Raw genomic sequence first — 15230 nt, 5'->3', positions numbered from 1 at the left:
GCCACCAAAAACTCTCTTTACTAACGTTTATGCTCAGGATTTTTAAAGTCTGTCTTACAACCAGCATCCCAAACGTCAGGTTGGTTCCCGTGAGCAGGAATTCCTCCATTATCTTTGAGTAGTCTGGCTATATGCATACAGTTCCAAGTTAAAAAGGTGGTATTGCGATTGGTAAATTCGTTCTCCGGCCCTCCAGACCCTGGATCTAAATAGGAAGGACCAGGGCCCACTTCGCCTAGCCAGCCTGCATCCGCTTGTGGAGGGATCGTATAGCCAATATGCGATAGGGAAAACAAAATATTCATAGCGCAATGTTTAACACCATCTTCATTCCCGGTAATGAGGGTTGCCCCAACCTTCCCATAATCTCTATACTGACCTTTCTCATTCAAGAGATGAGTATATCCATACATCCGCTCTAAAACTCGACTACAAACAGAACTTTTTTCACCCAGCCATACTGAAGTACACAGCACTAAGATGTCAGTTGCATCAATTTCTTTCTGGATATGGGGCCATTCATCTGCCTGCCACTCATTGGTTTGTGACATATCTAACCCTAGCCCAGCCGCTATCTCATAATCTACAGGTCGAATAACTTGAGTGGTTACCCCATTGGCCTCAAAAATAGCTTTAGCAATATTGATAACCCCTTGTGTATGGGATAACACTGGCGTTCTATTGAGTGTGCAGTTTAAAAAAAGAGCCTTTAAATCACTATACTGTGCAGGGGTATTTTGGCACTGACGATCTGTGATTGTTTTGAGCTGTTGTGACATGGCTTCGACTCCTATATAAAACAATATTCTGACCTATACAGATGATTTACGCTGAGCTGTTGGTTTCATGATGGACATCGATTTTGATGACAAAAGTCATTCACTCAATAATCTTACTGCAACAAAAGCACCTTCATTTTACCCTCGGTTTTCTATCCCCTGCCCAATTTGAGGATCAGTATTACCGCTCCCTAATTTCACCCATTTCCGCTTAATTTCTCTGTCCACTTTTTCGAGACAAGGTCAATTCCAATATTCACTTAATGCCCTTCGGATTGTCGGATATTCAAATTCATATTGCGCTTGCTCAAGGCACCACTTTAAGTACATTACTATTGCTTGCCTCTGCGCGGGATTCAATGCTGCCAGCTTTAATATTGCGTAATCATCTAACTGTGTCAAGTGAAAAATTGGACTATTTACATTGTTGTCAAGGCTGCCTACGATATAGGCGGGCAGATGAAATCTCATCCCCTCTGCATCAAAAAACGAAAGGCTGCTGTGACAATGCTGTAGTTCATCGTAACTAAGTTGGCTCCAATCTTCTTTTTCGTCTTTGTCACGATTTCTTTTCTGCACTTCTTCGGACTCATAGTCATCGATCGCTTGAGCCTCCCACAAGCCAATACCATTACCAAGAGTCACCCCAGAAAAGGCAGACTTTATTTCCTTTAAGACATTCTCTTTTTTCATAGGAATCTAATGCCTTAAATCACGCGTCATGCATAATCTGGGATTCCCTGACTCAACCTAACCCCAGGTCAGATGTAGGGGAGGGGGCAGCCCTTACCATCGACCACCAGTCAATCAATACCTTAATACATCAGTATCTCAGTATCTACTCAACCCCTTCGATTTTATCCTCCACGTCCTGGTAAAGTTGCCGCAGCAGATCAAGATTACTCTCACTGGTATCCCAATAGCCGCGACCGTTTAATTCCAGCAATGTGCCGACAATCTTACGGAAGGAATGGGGGTTTAGGTTCAAGAGTCGCTGCCGCATCTGCTCATCTTCAATGAATGTGGCATTCACATCCTCATAGACCCAATTATCAACCGCTCCAGCGGTGGCAGACCAGCCCATGGTATTCACAAGCCGTTTGGAAATTTCCCGCACTCCTTCATAGCCGTGGGAAAGCATCCCTTCGTACCATTTAGGATTGAGCAATTTCGTGCGACTGTCTAAGCGGACGGTTTCCGAGAGCGATCGCACCTGGGCATTAGCGGTGGTAGTATCCGCAATATAGGATTTGGGTTGCTTGCCATCTCCCCGCAGATTACTGACAACCTTGGTGGGATCTGAATCAAAATAATGACTCACATCCGTCAAGCTAATTTCTGCTGAATCCAGGTTTTGGAACGTCACATCCACGGTTTTTAGGGCCGATTCCAAAATTTGCCGTGATTGCGTCATCGTACCCGGAGAATCTGCCGAAAAGGCAAAGGACTTACGGGCCAGGTACATATCCTGGAGCTCCGATTCCTGTTCCCAGGTGCTATTTTCCACCGCTAGGTTCACATTGGCAGCATAGGAACCAGAGGCATTGGTGAAGACACGGGTTGCCGCTTGGCGGAGATTAATTCCCATGTCAGCGGCCTGCTTGAGGGCATGTTTGCGGATAAAGTTCATCTCTAGGGGTTCGTCGGCTTCGGCGGCCAATTTTACCGCCCGATCTAAAAGCTCCATTTGATTAATAAACAAATCCCGGAACACCCCAGAACAATTCACGACCACATCAATGCGGGGCCGGCCCAGTTCGTCTAGGGGAATTAATTCCAGTTTGTTCATCCGCCCCAGGGAATCCGGCAGCGGCCGCACCCCCACCATCCACAGGACTTGGGCTAGGGATTCACCATAGGTTTTGATGTTATCCGTTCCCCAGAGAACTAGGGCAATGCTTTCGGGCCAGGCACCGTTGTTTTCGTCCCGTTGACGGGCCAGGAGGCGATCCACCACAACTTTGGCAGACTTGACCGCAGCGGCGGTGGGAATGGCTTGGGGATCCAGGGCATGGATATTTTTACCCGTGGGCAAGACATCGGGATTGCGAATGGGATCTCCCCCCGGCCCTGGAAGAATGTATTCCCCTTCTAGGGCCTGGAGCAATGCCCCCAGTTCATTGTCAGCGACAATTTGCTGCAAACAAAATTCCAGGTATTCCATCAGGGGCTTGATGGTTTCACTATCCACTTGGGTATAGCCCGCACCGTGGAGGGCCTCAATCCAGGGTTCTTTGCGACCCATATTAAAGAAATTTAGCTTAGACACCTTGGAGACGCGGCCATCGGCATCGGCCTGGGCATGGACAAGGGCACTCACGGCTCCACGGGTGGCCTGGTTGATCTCTTGCAGGAGTTGCACATCGTCTAAAACGCCGCGATCGCTCCCCTGGAAGATCGAGTCAATATCCCGATCCACACTGGCGGCAATGATCCGCGGCAAACTCAAGATGTCATCTTCTGGGCGATCCAAACTGGCAATATTCACCAGGGTGGCGATCGCCTCTTCGGTGCTAGGGGGTTTACCAATGACGTGCAAGCCACAGGGTAACAACCGAGATTCAATTTCCATCAGCTTGATATAGACCTTGCCCACCAGAGTATCCCGCTCTTCGCTGCTCATATCTGCGGCATCTGCATCGGGTAATTGCACATCCTGATCCAGATTCACGAGGCGGCATTTGTCCATAATCGTATTCACAATCTGGATACCCCGACCGCTTTCCTTCAAGGTTTGGTAGGAGCCGATCAGATCGCTCAGTTCCCGCAGACCTTTGTAGAGGCCAGCATTTTCCGCCGGTGGAGTCAGGTAACTAATGGTATTGGCATAGCTGCGTCGCTTGGCGATCGTTGCTTCCGAAGGATTATTGGCGGCGTAGTAGTAAAGATTGGGAATATTGCCAATCAGGTTATCGGGGTAGCAATCCCCTGACATTCCCATCTGTTTACCGGGCATAAATTCGAGGGAGCCGTGAGTACCAAAGTGAAGCACCGCATCTGCTTGCCAAATTTGATTCAGAAACGTGTAGTAGGCGGCAAAGCCATGGTGGGGGCTGGCAGACCGCGAAAAGAGCAGCCGCATCGGATCCCCTTCGTAGCCAAAGGTAGGCTGAACGCCAATAAAGACATTCCCGTAGGTTTTGCCATAGATGAGTAGGTTTTGGCCGTCACTGTTGAGTTGGCCGGGGGGTTTGCCCCAGTTCTCTTCGAGACGCTTGGCATAGGGGGTCAGGGTTTCATATTCCGGCACGGGCATCCGGTAGGCAATATTCAGTTCGGGACTCCCCACTTGGGCGCGGGCATCATGGAGAATCTCTTGCATCAGAGTTTCGGCATTCGCGGGCAAATCCGTCACATCATAGCCGTTGTTTTTCAGGCTCTCCATCACTTTGTAGATCGAGCCAAAGACATCCAGGTAGGCTGCCGTACCAATATTTCCCTTGTCCGGTGGAAAACTAAAAATGGTAATGGCAACTTTTTTATTCACCTTGGGTTTACGGCGGAGATTGGCCCACTTCAGGGCCCGCTGGGCAATCATTTCCACCCGATCTTGGAGGGCGATCGCCCGGCCGGTGGTTCCATCCCGTCCTGAAAGAATAATGGGTTCAATGGCCCCATCCAGTTCCGGCAGAGCAATTTGTAGGGCCACCTGAATCGGATGTAACCCCAGATCGCTGTCTTCCCATTCTTCTGTGGTTTGAAACACCAAAGGCAAGGACACCATGTAGGGTCGGTTCAGTTTTTTTAGGGCCGCCACCGCCTTGGGATGATCCTGCTTGGCGGGGCCACCCACAAGGGCAAACCCCGTTAAGGACACCACACAATCCACCATCGTGCGTTGGGGCTGGACGGGATCATAGAAAAACATCTCTAGGGGTTTGGAAAAGTCTAGTCCCCCTGAAAAGACCGGAATCACCCGCGCCCCTTGGGATTCCAGTTCCTGGACAACGGCCACATAATGGGCATCATCCCCCGTCACCAAATGGGTACGCTGGAGAATTAACCCCACCGTGGGCACGAGGGGATCCTTGAGGTCGTCGCCAATATCCCGGCGGCTATTGAACCAGTTACAATACTCCTTCAAATCCTCGAACATCTGGGGAGCCAAGGGATGCCAAATGCCAGTATCGGGATAGGTGACGGGATCTTGGTACTTGAGGGCCGCGCTTTGCAGGTTTTCTCCCTTAAACACGTAGCGATCGCCCAGCATTAGCAAAAAGTTTTCTAGGTTTTCAGGAGAGCCACCCAGCCAATACTGGAAACTGAGCATGAAGTTACGGGCATCCTGGGCCTTATCAATGGGCAGATACTTCAAAACCTTGGGCAGGGTTTGCAGGAGCTTGAGCATCCCATCCTGGAAGCCAGAGCCAGCCTTCCCCTTGCGCTTTTTCATGAACTGGCCAATCACACTCTTGGACTGACCTAACTGGGCCATGGAAAAACTGCCCATCTTGTTTAGGCGCATCACCTGGGGCATGGAGGGAAAAACCACCGCCACATCCAGGCGATCGCGGTAGGGTTGCACCGCTTCTACCACCTTGTCTGCCAGGTCTTCAATGAAAATCAAGGAGGCAATAAAGACATTGGCGCGGGAGACATCTTCACAAAAGGCGGCGTAGTTTTCCGGGTTGCGTAGCTCCTCCAACAGATAACCACTGATCTCAATGCCTAGACTGGGGTTGTGGGCATTGATCGAGCGAACGGCGGCAGAAAGAGCACTCTGGTACTGAGCTTCCAGCACGACATAGACCACTCGCATCAGCGATCGCCCCGGTTGAGACTCTGGCGCGATATGCCGAATGGTGGACTTGACGTGGGTGAACATGCGTTCAAACTCCTTGTTTACGAAACTTTACAAACTTCACAACGGGATACACCCCATTGTGGTTGTACCAAAAATCCAGAGCGAAGGGGGAGCTTTTGGTTAACGAAGTAACAATTTGCAAAGTTTCAGGGGCAGGGCATCACAAAGTATTATATTTATGTCATATCTCTTGACAAGAGTAAGACCCTATGCAAGCCTAGGAATTCTCAAAAATCCGGCTCAGCTTAGATAAAGCCCTGCATCACCATTTCTCCCTGGGGTTGGGGAAAGGGAGTTTCTGGCTCAATCGTAATCACCAAAGCCGTTGAATTCATCAAGTTACTATCCAAGGGAAGTTTGAGGTAAACCCGGCCCGATGCATCGGGTACAATTTCCGAGCATTCAACTTTTTCATCTCCAATGGCTGCCCATAGCCGATAAACCTGGCCCGAGGGCAAGGGGGGTAAATTATCAATACTCACCACCGCCATGCGGTATTGGGGGGCAAAGGCCACCATCCCCGTGGCATTAGAGGTTGGCCCCATTCCCTCTAGCATTAGGGTGCGATCGCCCCTAGGGGCAGGTGTTTCTTGGGCAATATGCTCTAACTTCTCTAAACTTTGCTCCATACTGGCGATTTGCTGCCGTAGGGAATAACTATCCCAGAGCCAGCCGAGGCCGATCAGGAGGGCCATTCCCCCCAACCCCCACCATCGCAGGGGAGATGGAGACGGCAACCGGCGTGTTTTTTGGGCAGCCATCTCCGAAGCACCCATTTCTGAGGCGAGGATCTGCGATCGCAGGGTTTGGGGAACCGGAACCTCCGGCAAGGCCAGGGGTAACAGGGCAAGAATGTCCTGAAAATGCTGAATTTCTGCTAATAATTCTGGATAATCCGTGAGTAATTCTTGGACGGTGCGGGCTTCCTCGGAGGAGAGATCCCCCAAAACATAGCCGGCCAGTAGTTCTTCCCATTCCTGGGGAATATTAGCGTCGCTCATGGCTGCTCCCTCAAGTCTTCGAGTAGGCGTTTGAGTTGAATCAAGCCACTGCGGGCCCGAGACTTCACGGTTCCCAAGGGCAGCTCTAAATGTTCGGAAATTTCTGATTGACTCATGCCACTGTAGTAGGCCATTTCTAGGACTTGACGATGGGTATCGGGTAACTGTTGCAGGGCAGTGATTACTCGATGACTGAGGTAACTATCATCCATATCCTTGGCCGGGGTGTGGTTGGCGGAAATGTGCTGTAAACGCCTTAACATATCCTGCTGGGATCTCACCTTGCGGAGGCGATCAATGGCCCGGGAGCGGGTTAAAACGGTAAGGTAAGCCCTCAAGGAGCCGCGCTCAGGATTGTAGGCTTTATGCACCAAGGAACTGAAAATTTCCTGGGTAAGGTCTTCAGCTTCCTCCAGATTTCCCAGTACCCGGGCCCCTAACCGATACACCAAGGCTCCATAGCGATCGTACAGTACCCCCAGGGCCCCCTGGCGACCCTTCCGTAGGGTTTGCAGTAACTCCGCATCACTCAGATTTGAGAGGATCATTGTTGCTTGTACCCTAAGTACTAGAATAAACGAGCAGAATGGGTAGCTAGATCAAATTGCCAGCGTTGATCGTAGTTGGTCTCACCGTACAGGTTAAAGCTAAGGGTGGGGCCCTGGTCTAGGGCTTGGACGTGGTGGATGGCATCGGCAAAAAAACCAATCATCTGGTCTTGCCCTAGGGTGCATTCGTCCCCAAGTTCTAGGCGGTGGGGATAGGCCGGTTGGGGCGATCGCTGGTAAAAGGTATTTTTTTCTTCTCCTTGCAAAATAGCAACAATTCCCCAGGTACCATGGTTATGGATGGGAGATGTGGCCCCCGCCGCCCAAGCCACCCGCTGCACCGTTAAGGGATAGAAGGGTTCATCATAGAGGGTCTGCACTGCCCAACCCGTTTGCGGATGGGGCACCAAATCTGGGTAGTACAACCAGGGAGAGTCCCGCAAAAGCCGCTGCACCAAGGGGAAGATAGCTTCTAGACGCGGGCGATCGCCCTGAACCCGAGCCAAAATATCCTCTAAATCCGTCAGAAAGCGATAGAGGCGATAGGGGGAATCCTGGGACGGCTCCACCTCTGGTAATTCAACCGTTTCCATAGAGCCGTCGGTGGTCGCAAAATAGATCATTCTAGGGATAAACCTATCGCGAAGCGAGCACTCCAGGGTAGTTTTTGTTGGCTAGGGCAATATTACCCGGTACATCTCGCAGCCATTGGGCTTGCACGGACTTATCATAGTTCAGATATAGCTTGCCCTGATGGATATGCCATGCGTCCGGATCCGTAGGGGCAATATTTCCTTCTGCCATAGCCTTGGCGCAATAACCACCGTACTGGGGCGCGTACTGACTGGGGTTTTTAGCAAAGCGATCGCGGTTGGCCGCACTACTAAATTGCCAGATGGCACCTTGCCATTCATAGGTATATTGGTTGCTCCCAGGCATTGCTTTCCCTTGGGTAAAATAGCTGACCACATCCTGACCTTTGAGGGCAATATTACCGCGATCGCGATAAATCAAGGATGATTGACGAGCGGCAGCACAGGGGTCTTTCGCTGCACAGGGATCCTTTGAGGCACAGGGATTTTTAGCCGCGCAGGGGTCTTTTGCAGCGCAGGGATTAGCCGCAGCGCAGGGATCCACTCGATTTTGGGCAACCACTCCCCCTTCAGGACTGGGGCTAGAGGCATTGCCGTGGTAAATATATCCAGTGGTAATTAGGGCAAGGGAGGTTAAAAAGGCACAATAAATGAGCTTCATGATGGCCTATAGGTAGACAGCTACTATAGGTACGCAACGGAACCTGGGGTTGGATGTGCCTTAGGCTCAAAAGCTTCAAAGAATGGGAGAACCTAATAGTCCTTTTATTCCTGATCTCCCTCACTGGTGTTGAGAATATCCCCTAAAATTCGGGTCTTGTAGTCATCAATGGTTTGGGAAAATTCTTGACGGCGATCGGCAAACAACAGATAGCGATAAATAAACCAACTACTGTAGCCAAAACCCACCAGTTGAAAGGTCGGAGCGAGGAAGGGAATGACATTGATCACTTCTAAAATGGCCACCGCTAGGGCGACAAAGGGAACCGTTGCCAAAATAATAAAGAGGGTCGTGAGGGGTTGCTTGTACTCCCCAAAAAATGCCCCCACCTGCTCCGGGAAGACCGTTAAGATCCAGTAAAGCTTTTCCCGGGCCTGTTGCAATTGCTCTTCCGTCATACCGCCGGGCATTGATTCTGACATTGAGGCGAGTTGACCCGATGGGCTAGAGTCAACCTCAAAGGCCGCAGGCTCACTGGTGGTGACTTCGGGGGTAACGTCGGCTTCAGCCTCAACGGGGCCATTCTCGAATTCATGACTCATGCACAGATACCTCGCCCAACACGACAATTAAAGGTTAAATGTATAACGTGATTATGCCTCAGGTGATTCCAGCCGATATGGGAGTACATAAAGGTTAATTCCTGGAGGGCTTTCATAACCTATGTAACATGGCATGGCCAACTATACCAGGCCCCCCTAGAATTTTCCTGCCAACTCATTTCTGATGCCTGATTTCCCTAGAAAGCAACTATGGGGTGACATGACCTGCTATGGTTAATTGGGAAAGTTTGGAGCTTTGACATTTCGGCATGAGTCCCAAGTATCGCCGTGTCTTGCTAAAGCTAAGTGGTGAAGCACTCATGGGAGATATGCCCTACGGGATTGATCCTAAAATTGTGCAAGCCTTTGCCAGTGAAATTACCCAGGTCATCCGAGCGGGTGTGCAGATTGCCATTGTAGTGGGTGGCGGGAATATTTTTCGAGGGATGAAGGGGGCGGCAGCGGGGATGGATCGGGCCACGGCTGACTATATCGGCATGATTGCCACAGTGATGAATGCCATGACCCTCCAGGATGCCCTAGAGCAAATGGAGATTCCCACCCGCGTCCAGACGGCGATCGCCATGCAAGAGGTGGCCGAACCCTATATTCGTCGAAGGGCCATGCGCCACCTAGAAAAAGGCCGGGTGGTCATTTTTGGGGCCGGTTCTGGCAATCCCTTTTTTACCACCGATACCACCGCCGCCCTCCGGGCCGCTGAGATTGATGCCGAAGTTATTTTTAAGGCCACAAAAGTGGATGGGGTATACGATGACGACCCCCGCAAAAATCCCCAGGCCCGGCGATACAAAAGCCTCACCTATACCCATGCCCTCACCCATAATTTAGCGGTGATGGACAGTACGGCGATCGCCCTGTGTAAAGATAATAATATCCCGATCATTGTGTTTAGCTTGAACGAACCGGGTAATATTTGTCGCGCCCTCTTGGGTGAGTCCATTGGTACGATTGTGGGAGGCTCCTGTGAAATTAGCTGATGTTGAAGAGCGTATGCAAAAGTCCGTTGAAGCAACCCAGCATGACTTTAACAGTGTTCGCACAGGCCGAGCCAGCATTTCCCTCCTAGATCGGATCACCGTGGAATACTATGGTACGGAAACCCCCCTGCGATCCCTGGCGAATATTTCCACACCGGATGCCAGTACGATTACGATTCAACCCTACGATCGCTCCAGCCTGGCTCAAATTGAAAAGGCCATTCAATTGTCGGACTTGGGCCTAACCCCCAATAATGATGGAACCGTTGTCCGCCTTAATATTCCCCCGCTCACTACCGATCGCCGTAAAGAACTGGTTAAAACCGTCTCTAAATTAGCGGAAGCGGGGAAGGTATCCATTCGTAATATTCGCCGAGATGCCATTGATGGCGTGAAAAAACAGGGCAAAAGTGGCGAACTCTCCGAAGATCAAGCCAAAGACCTACAAGATCAAGTGCAAAAACTCACCGATAAGTACATTGCTAAGGTTGACGAAATCTTATCCGAAAAGGAAAAAGATATTATGACGGTATAATACCGTGCCATAATACTATGGCGGTATAGGTAATATCCTTCTTGATCTCCCATATTTTCTAGATATTCTGTCCATGGTAACGGTCATTTACTCCGATAAATTCTTAGAGCATCGGGCCCCATCCTTCCATTTTGAGACCCCAGAACGGCTACGGACGATCGTTCAGAAACTCCATACCGTTAGCGAGGATATCCAGTGGCAGGAACCCACATCCTTAGAGCAACGCTCTCCCCTGCCCCTGCTCCAGGCCATACATACTCCCGAATACCTAGACGGCCTCAAACAGTTGGCGGACAAGGGCGGTGGTTGGCTGGATGCGGATACCTTTGTGGCTGAACCCAGTTACGAAGTGGCTCTGTTGGCGGTGAATGCTTGGTTGGATGGGGTGGATCGGGTGTTAGAGGGTCATCAGCCCGTCTTTGTTTTAGCCCGTCCGCCGGGGCATCATGCCCTACCCGCACGGGGAATGGGGTTTTGTTTATTGGCCAATGGGGCGATCGCGGCCTATTATGCCCTGCAACAGCCAGGGATTCAGCGAGTTGCCATCTTAGATTGGGATGTTCACCATGGCAATGGAACCCAGGCGATCGTTGAGAATCATGCCAATATTGCCTACTGTTCACTCCATGAGGGAGATCACTACCCCTATACAGGCAGTGCCGAGGAAAAAGGTGTTTACGGAAATATTTTGAATATTCCCCTGTTGGCTGGAACTGGCTCCCAGGACTATCGGCAGCAGTTTAGTGATCAGGTCATTCCCTTTTTAGAGGCATTTAACCCAGACCTATTAATGATTAGTGCTGGTTATGATAGCCATGCCGCCGATCCCCTAGGGGATATTAATTTACAAGCTAGTGATTATCAGTGGTTGACAGAGCAATGTTTGGCATTAACGCGCCAGATTGTCTTTGGTTTAGAAGGGGGATATCACCTAGGGGCCCTGGCTGATTCGGTGGCTGCAACTTTAGCTCCATGTCATCCAAAAGCTTAGTCTGAAACTTTAAAATCTTTGGTCTTCTCTTTTCTCCTTTACTAAATTCTGGTTGTCATCCTGGAAAAAACAGTCAGGTAAGGGTGAACTCGTTGGTGATAACATCGCAACGATTACCGTAATTTCATAAATTCATTGAGTGTATGATGCCATTTGAAAAGCAACCGGTATTGGTCACTGGAGTAACCTCAGGCATTGGTCGGGGTCAAGGGTACATAGCCCACGGAGGTGAAGAATTACAGAACCTACAATGGGGGGGATAAGGAGAACCTCCCACGGGTAAGGTAAATGGCTCAAGCCCCGCAATTACCGATTGTTCAACTTGCTCAACCGCGTATTGTGGTCTTAGGAGCAGGTTTTGCTGGACTTCAGGTGGTGCGATCGCTACGCCATGTAAAGGCAGAGATTCTCCTGGTTGATCGCCACAGCTATCACACCTTTGTGCCGCTCCTCTACCAGGTGGCCACGGCAATTTTGCCACCCCAGGCGATCGCCTATCCCATTATTGAGGCGTTACGGGGCCATAAAAATACTCAGTTTCTGGTGACGGAAATCCGGGAAATTAATTTCACCGCCCAGCAAGTTGACACCGAAAATGGCTCCATTCCCTACGATTATTTAGTCATTGCCACCGGCAGTCAAAGCGAATTTTTCCAGGTTCCCGGTGCCCAGGACTATGGCTTTCCCCTGCGAAACCTCCAGCACGCCCTACGGTTCCATCAGCATTTCCTCCAAACCATTGAAAGAATTCAAAGAGAGGCCAATCCCCAACCCCTAGAGATCGCCATTGTCGGGGGTGGAGCCACGGGGGTTGAATTGGCGGGTTCCCTGGCCGAACTTGGACGGCGGCCACCGCCATGGTTAGGGGGGGTAAGGGTACAGATTTATCTCATTCAAGGGGGGGCAAGTCTTTTGCCGGATTTTGCGCCGCGACTACGCCAATACACCCTCAAGCGTTTGCAACAATTGGGGGTGACGGTTCTCCTGAATCATCGGGTAGTTCAGGTCTCGGAAACGAGGCTAGAACTGATGAATGGCTGTGTCATTGAGACTTCGACCGTCCTTTGGGCGGCTGGCGTTCGGGCGGCCCTGCCGTTAATGTCTCCGCCAGCTCAAACCGTCGGCCGTAAAAAGTTGCCAGTGGATCCTACCCTGCAATGGCAAGGGGCGGAAAATGTCTACGTCATTGGCGATAGTGCCTGGCTGAAACAGACCAGGGGACTGGCTCCCGAAGCCCTACAACAGGGCCGAAAGGTGGCCGAAAATTTGCAGCGACAACTCCAAGGCAAGGCCCCAAAACCCTTTCACTATTTTAATAAAGGGCGCATGGCGATCATTGAGGCTAAATCAGCGATCGCCGAAATTGGCCCGATCAAACTAACGGGCTGGTTCCCTTGGCTCCTATGGTTAATCATCCACTGGTTTTACTTACCCGGTGCTTGGCCCCGTGGCGTAGTCCTCGTGAGTTGGTGGCAAACCTATGGTCGGGGCCGTCGCTTCCTGAGTCAACGCCTGTTTTTTCATCCCCGCGACTAGGCTAAACCGACAAGCTGGGCACTCAAATCCCATAACCGTTGAGCCTTTTGATCATCACTGCCTTCCGCTGAAAGCTCCTGCACAAAGGCCTTGCGCCCTTGTTTTTGTCGGTTTCCCCAACTCCAATGCACCCCAGACTGATGGAATTCTGAATCAGCGACCACTGCGGCTAACCGCTGCCCCGCCAACTCCTGGGTGACATAGCCGCCGGTAATATTTTTTTGAAACAGTGGAAATAGTGTCTGGAAGAGGGGAAAGTGATTCCGAAAGAGGGGGGTATCTGCCACACAGCCAGGGTACAACGAGTTAAAAACAATACCCGTAGACTCGTGGAAACGACGGTGTAACTCACGGGTGGTGAGCATATTACACAATTTACTATCTTTGTAAGCTTTCCCTGACTTAAAGGGTTTGCCATTGATCATACTAATGGGGGCCTTGAAGCCCGCCGCCAACCCCTGTAAATCTCCCAAGTCTGGCGGTGCTGGAATGGGAATTTTACCTCCCAATTCCTTACTGTTGGCGGTTACAGTACCTAAGATAATGAGCCTTTTTTCTAGAGCAGAAGAATTTTTTAGATCCTGGAGCATTAAATTACACAGTAAGAAATGACCCAGATGATTGGTGGCCACACTTTCTTCATAACCATCGACGGTGTAGCGGGGTTCCTTCAGCAGAGGATAGTAAACCGCTGCATTGCAGACCAAGGCCGCCAGCGATCGCCCCGTGGCTCGAAACTCATCCACAAATTTCCGTACCGAGTCCAAGGAGGCTAGATCTAAGTGCAGAATGGTGTAGCGATCGCCAGGAATCTTGACCTCTTCTGCCGCAGCTTTCGCTTTTTCGAGATTGCGACAGGCCATGACCACATGCCAGCCTTTTTCAGCGAGGGCCTTAGCACCATAGAGGCCAACACCAGAGGAGGCACCGGTAATAATTGCTGTGGGAAGTTGCTGATCTGACATAGGTTTAGGAATAGTCTTGCAATGTAACAACGCCTCTGATCCTGCCATAGAAGCGGGAACATCCTGGCCCCTTGGCACTGAAATTTTTACAGTGTCTTAATAAAAAGAGTCAATACTTAATCAAGTTTTATCCTTAATCACGTTTTATCCAAGTCATCGCTGCCGACCAGGGATTGAGGCTGAAGGTTAACAGGTTTACGAAATTGGGGGTCATGTCACTCCCCTTACATGGTTTGCCTAAAACTAGATGCCCACGCACATGGGCCTAGCTACGCTGGATCGTAATTTAAGTCGGAAGGTAAATCACTGTCGTTTGTAGCAACTGGCAATAAATATTTCCTTTTCTCATCCTAATTAACCGTTACTTAACAATCAAGATTGAGGTATTTAGAATGTAAAGCAAATAAATTTTCAAGTAATTAAGGATTTTGCCAATGAATATGAGTTACCCTCAGCCTTCGTTCTTAGACGAAAGGTTACGGGACATTGAAGCCCAAATAAAGGAAATTCAAAATTTTATTCAAATCGTTCACACTAAAATAAATCAGCGAGGACTTTGCCAGCAAGCTAAAGAATGGGGATGGCAAGTTGTGTCAGGCGGTAAGGATACCTATAAAGCTGTACGATCTGGCTGGGCAACGGTTCCAATTCTCGGTCATGGAAAGAAAAATCTAGCTAAAAAAGGGACTGCATTAGGCGTACTGAAGGATTTAGCTGAACCTGTATTAGGTGAACTAGAGCAGGAGTTTCTCGATGTTAAACAGCAACTAAAAGAACAAGAACTAGCTAAACTACAGATATATGTTGATGCTCTAGAAAAAGAAATTATCTTCAAAAAGAATGAAGTGACTCAACTCGTTGATGAACTTATAAAAGCTGAAGAAGATACTGAAGTGAGTTTGGAGTTTGCCGCCGAGGTTGAACACCGAAATTTGGCTCTAGTCAAGGAAAATGAAAATCTGAATCGTTCTCTAACAGACCTAATGAAGGAGCGAGTTGAACTAGAGCGTTTGAAACATAAAGTTGGTCAATTGATGAAAGAGCGACGCATATTAGATCAAAAAATGCGTTTTTTTGTCACTCAGTATGAAGCGAGTATTCAGTGGCTTCGCAACTTTGCATCTAAACTTCCTTTCGGCTTAGGTCAAGAATTACTCAACCACTTAAACATTTTAGAGTCAGGCAATTTAGGTATTTCAGGTTCTGAAGGATAAGCC

Annotated in this window: 14 protein-coding genes; 5 read left to right on the top strand and 9 right to left on the bottom strand. The window is 49.7% G+C overall.

Features of this window, described 5'->3' with window-relative positions; translation table 11 throughout:
* Nucleotides 1–20: 20 nt before the first annotated feature.
* The 8 genes from L3556_RS13605 to L3556_RS13570 form a co-directional block, all read right to left on the bottom strand.
* Nucleotides 21–779: a flavodoxin family protein gene (locus L3556_RS13605; RefSeq protein WP_277867887.1), complete on the bottom strand. Its 759-nt coding sequence runs from the start codon at nt 777–779 to the stop codon at nt 21–23.
* A 243-nt stretch (nt 780–1022) separates the two neighbouring features.
* Nucleotides 1023–1472, bottom strand: a complete 450-nt coding sequence (locus L3556_RS13600; RefSeq protein ID WP_277867886.1) for a DUF6714 family protein — start codon at nt 1470–1472, stop codon at nt 1023–1025.
* 145 nt (nt 1473–1617) lie between these two features.
* Nucleotides 1618–5604 carry a magnesium chelatase subunit H gene (locus tag L3556_RS13595; RefSeq protein WP_277867885.1) on the bottom strand — a complete coding sequence of 1329 codons (3987 nt, stop codon included), beginning with the start codon at nt 5602–5604 and terminating at the stop codon, nt 1618–1620.
* 224 nt (nt 5605–5828) lie between these two features.
* Nucleotides 5829–6584 (bottom strand): anti-sigma factor, encoded by a 756-nt coding sequence (locus L3556_RS13590; protein ID WP_277867884.1) that lies wholly within the window; start codon nt 6582–6584, stop codon nt 5829–5831.
* Nucleotides 6581–7132, bottom strand: coding sequence for a sigma-70 family RNA polymerase sigma factor (locus tag L3556_RS13585; RefSeq protein ID WP_277867883.1), 552 nt, complete (start codon nt 7130–7132; stop codon nt 6581–6583). The genes L3556_RS13590 and L3556_RS13585 overlap by 4 nt, the downstream gene beginning before the upstream one ends.
* 20 nt (nt 7133–7152) lie before the next feature.
* Nucleotides 7153–7755, bottom strand: a complete 603-nt coding sequence (locus tag L3556_RS13580; RefSeq protein ID WP_277867882.1) for a cysteine dioxygenase family protein — start codon at nt 7753–7755, stop codon at nt 7153–7155.
* A gap of 13 nt (nt 7756–7768) precedes the next feature.
* Complete coding sequence (locus L3556_RS13575; protein ID WP_277867881.1) at nt 7769–8386, bottom strand: YHS domain-containing (seleno)protein; 618 nt, start codon at nt 8384–8386, stop codon at nt 7769–7771.
* 104 nt (nt 8387–8490) lie between these two features.
* Nucleotides 8491–8988, bottom strand: coding sequence for a CAAD domain-containing protein (locus L3556_RS13570; protein WP_277867880.1), 498 nt, complete (start codon nt 8986–8988; stop codon nt 8491–8493).
* Nucleotides 8989–9257: 269 nt separating this feature from the next.
* Between L3556_RS13570 and pyrH the strand changes: the two genes are divergently transcribed.
* The 4 genes from pyrH to L3556_RS13550 all read left to right on the top strand — a co-directional run bounded on the left by pyrH (nt 9258) and on the right by L3556_RS13550 (nt 13048).
* Complete coding sequence (pyrH, locus tag L3556_RS13565) at nt 9258–9986, top strand: UMP kinase (RefSeq protein WP_277867879.1); 729 nt, start codon at nt 9258–9260, stop codon at nt 9984–9986.
* Nucleotides 9973–10521, top strand: coding sequence for a ribosome recycling factor (frr, locus tag L3556_RS13560; protein ID WP_277867878.1), 549 nt, complete (start codon nt 9973–9975; stop codon nt 10519–10521). The genes pyrH and frr overlap by 14 nt, the downstream gene beginning before the upstream one ends.
* A 73-nt stretch (nt 10522–10594) precedes the next feature.
* Nucleotides 10595–11512 (top strand): histone deacetylase family protein, encoded by a 918-nt coding sequence (locus tag L3556_RS13555; protein ID WP_277867877.1) that lies wholly within the window; start codon nt 10595–10597, stop codon nt 11510–11512.
* 288 nt (nt 11513–11800) lie between these two features.
* Entirely contained in the window at nt 11801–13048 is a 1248-nt protein-coding gene (locus L3556_RS13550) for an NAD(P)/FAD-dependent oxidoreductase (RefSeq protein WP_277867876.1), read from the top strand.
* On the opposite strand, the gene L3556_RS13545 is transcribed toward L3556_RS13550, so the two are convergent.
* Nucleotides 13045–14013: a protochlorophyllide reductase gene (locus L3556_RS13545; protein ID WP_277867875.1), complete on the bottom strand. Its 969-nt coding sequence runs from the start codon at nt 14011–14013 to the stop codon at nt 13045–13047. The genes L3556_RS13550 and L3556_RS13545 overlap by 4 nt on opposite strands.
* Before the next feature lie 434 nt (nt 14014–14447).
* Here L3556_RS13545 and L3556_RS13540 point away from each other — a divergent pair, with 434 nt between their 5' ends.
* Entirely contained in the window at nt 14448–15227 is a 780-nt protein-coding gene (locus L3556_RS13540; protein ID WP_277867874.1) for a hypothetical protein, read from the top strand.
* Nucleotides 15228–15230: the final 3 nt, after the last annotated feature.

Source organism: Candidatus Synechococcus calcipolaris G9 (genome assembly GCF_029582805.1).
Lineage (GTDB): Bacteria > Cyanobacteriota > Cyanobacteriia > Thermosynechococcales > Thermosynechococcaceae > Synechococcus_F > Synechococcus_F calcipolaris.
Note: the sequence above shows the minus strand (reverse complement) of the source record. Positions and strands in the feature narration are given on the sequence as shown.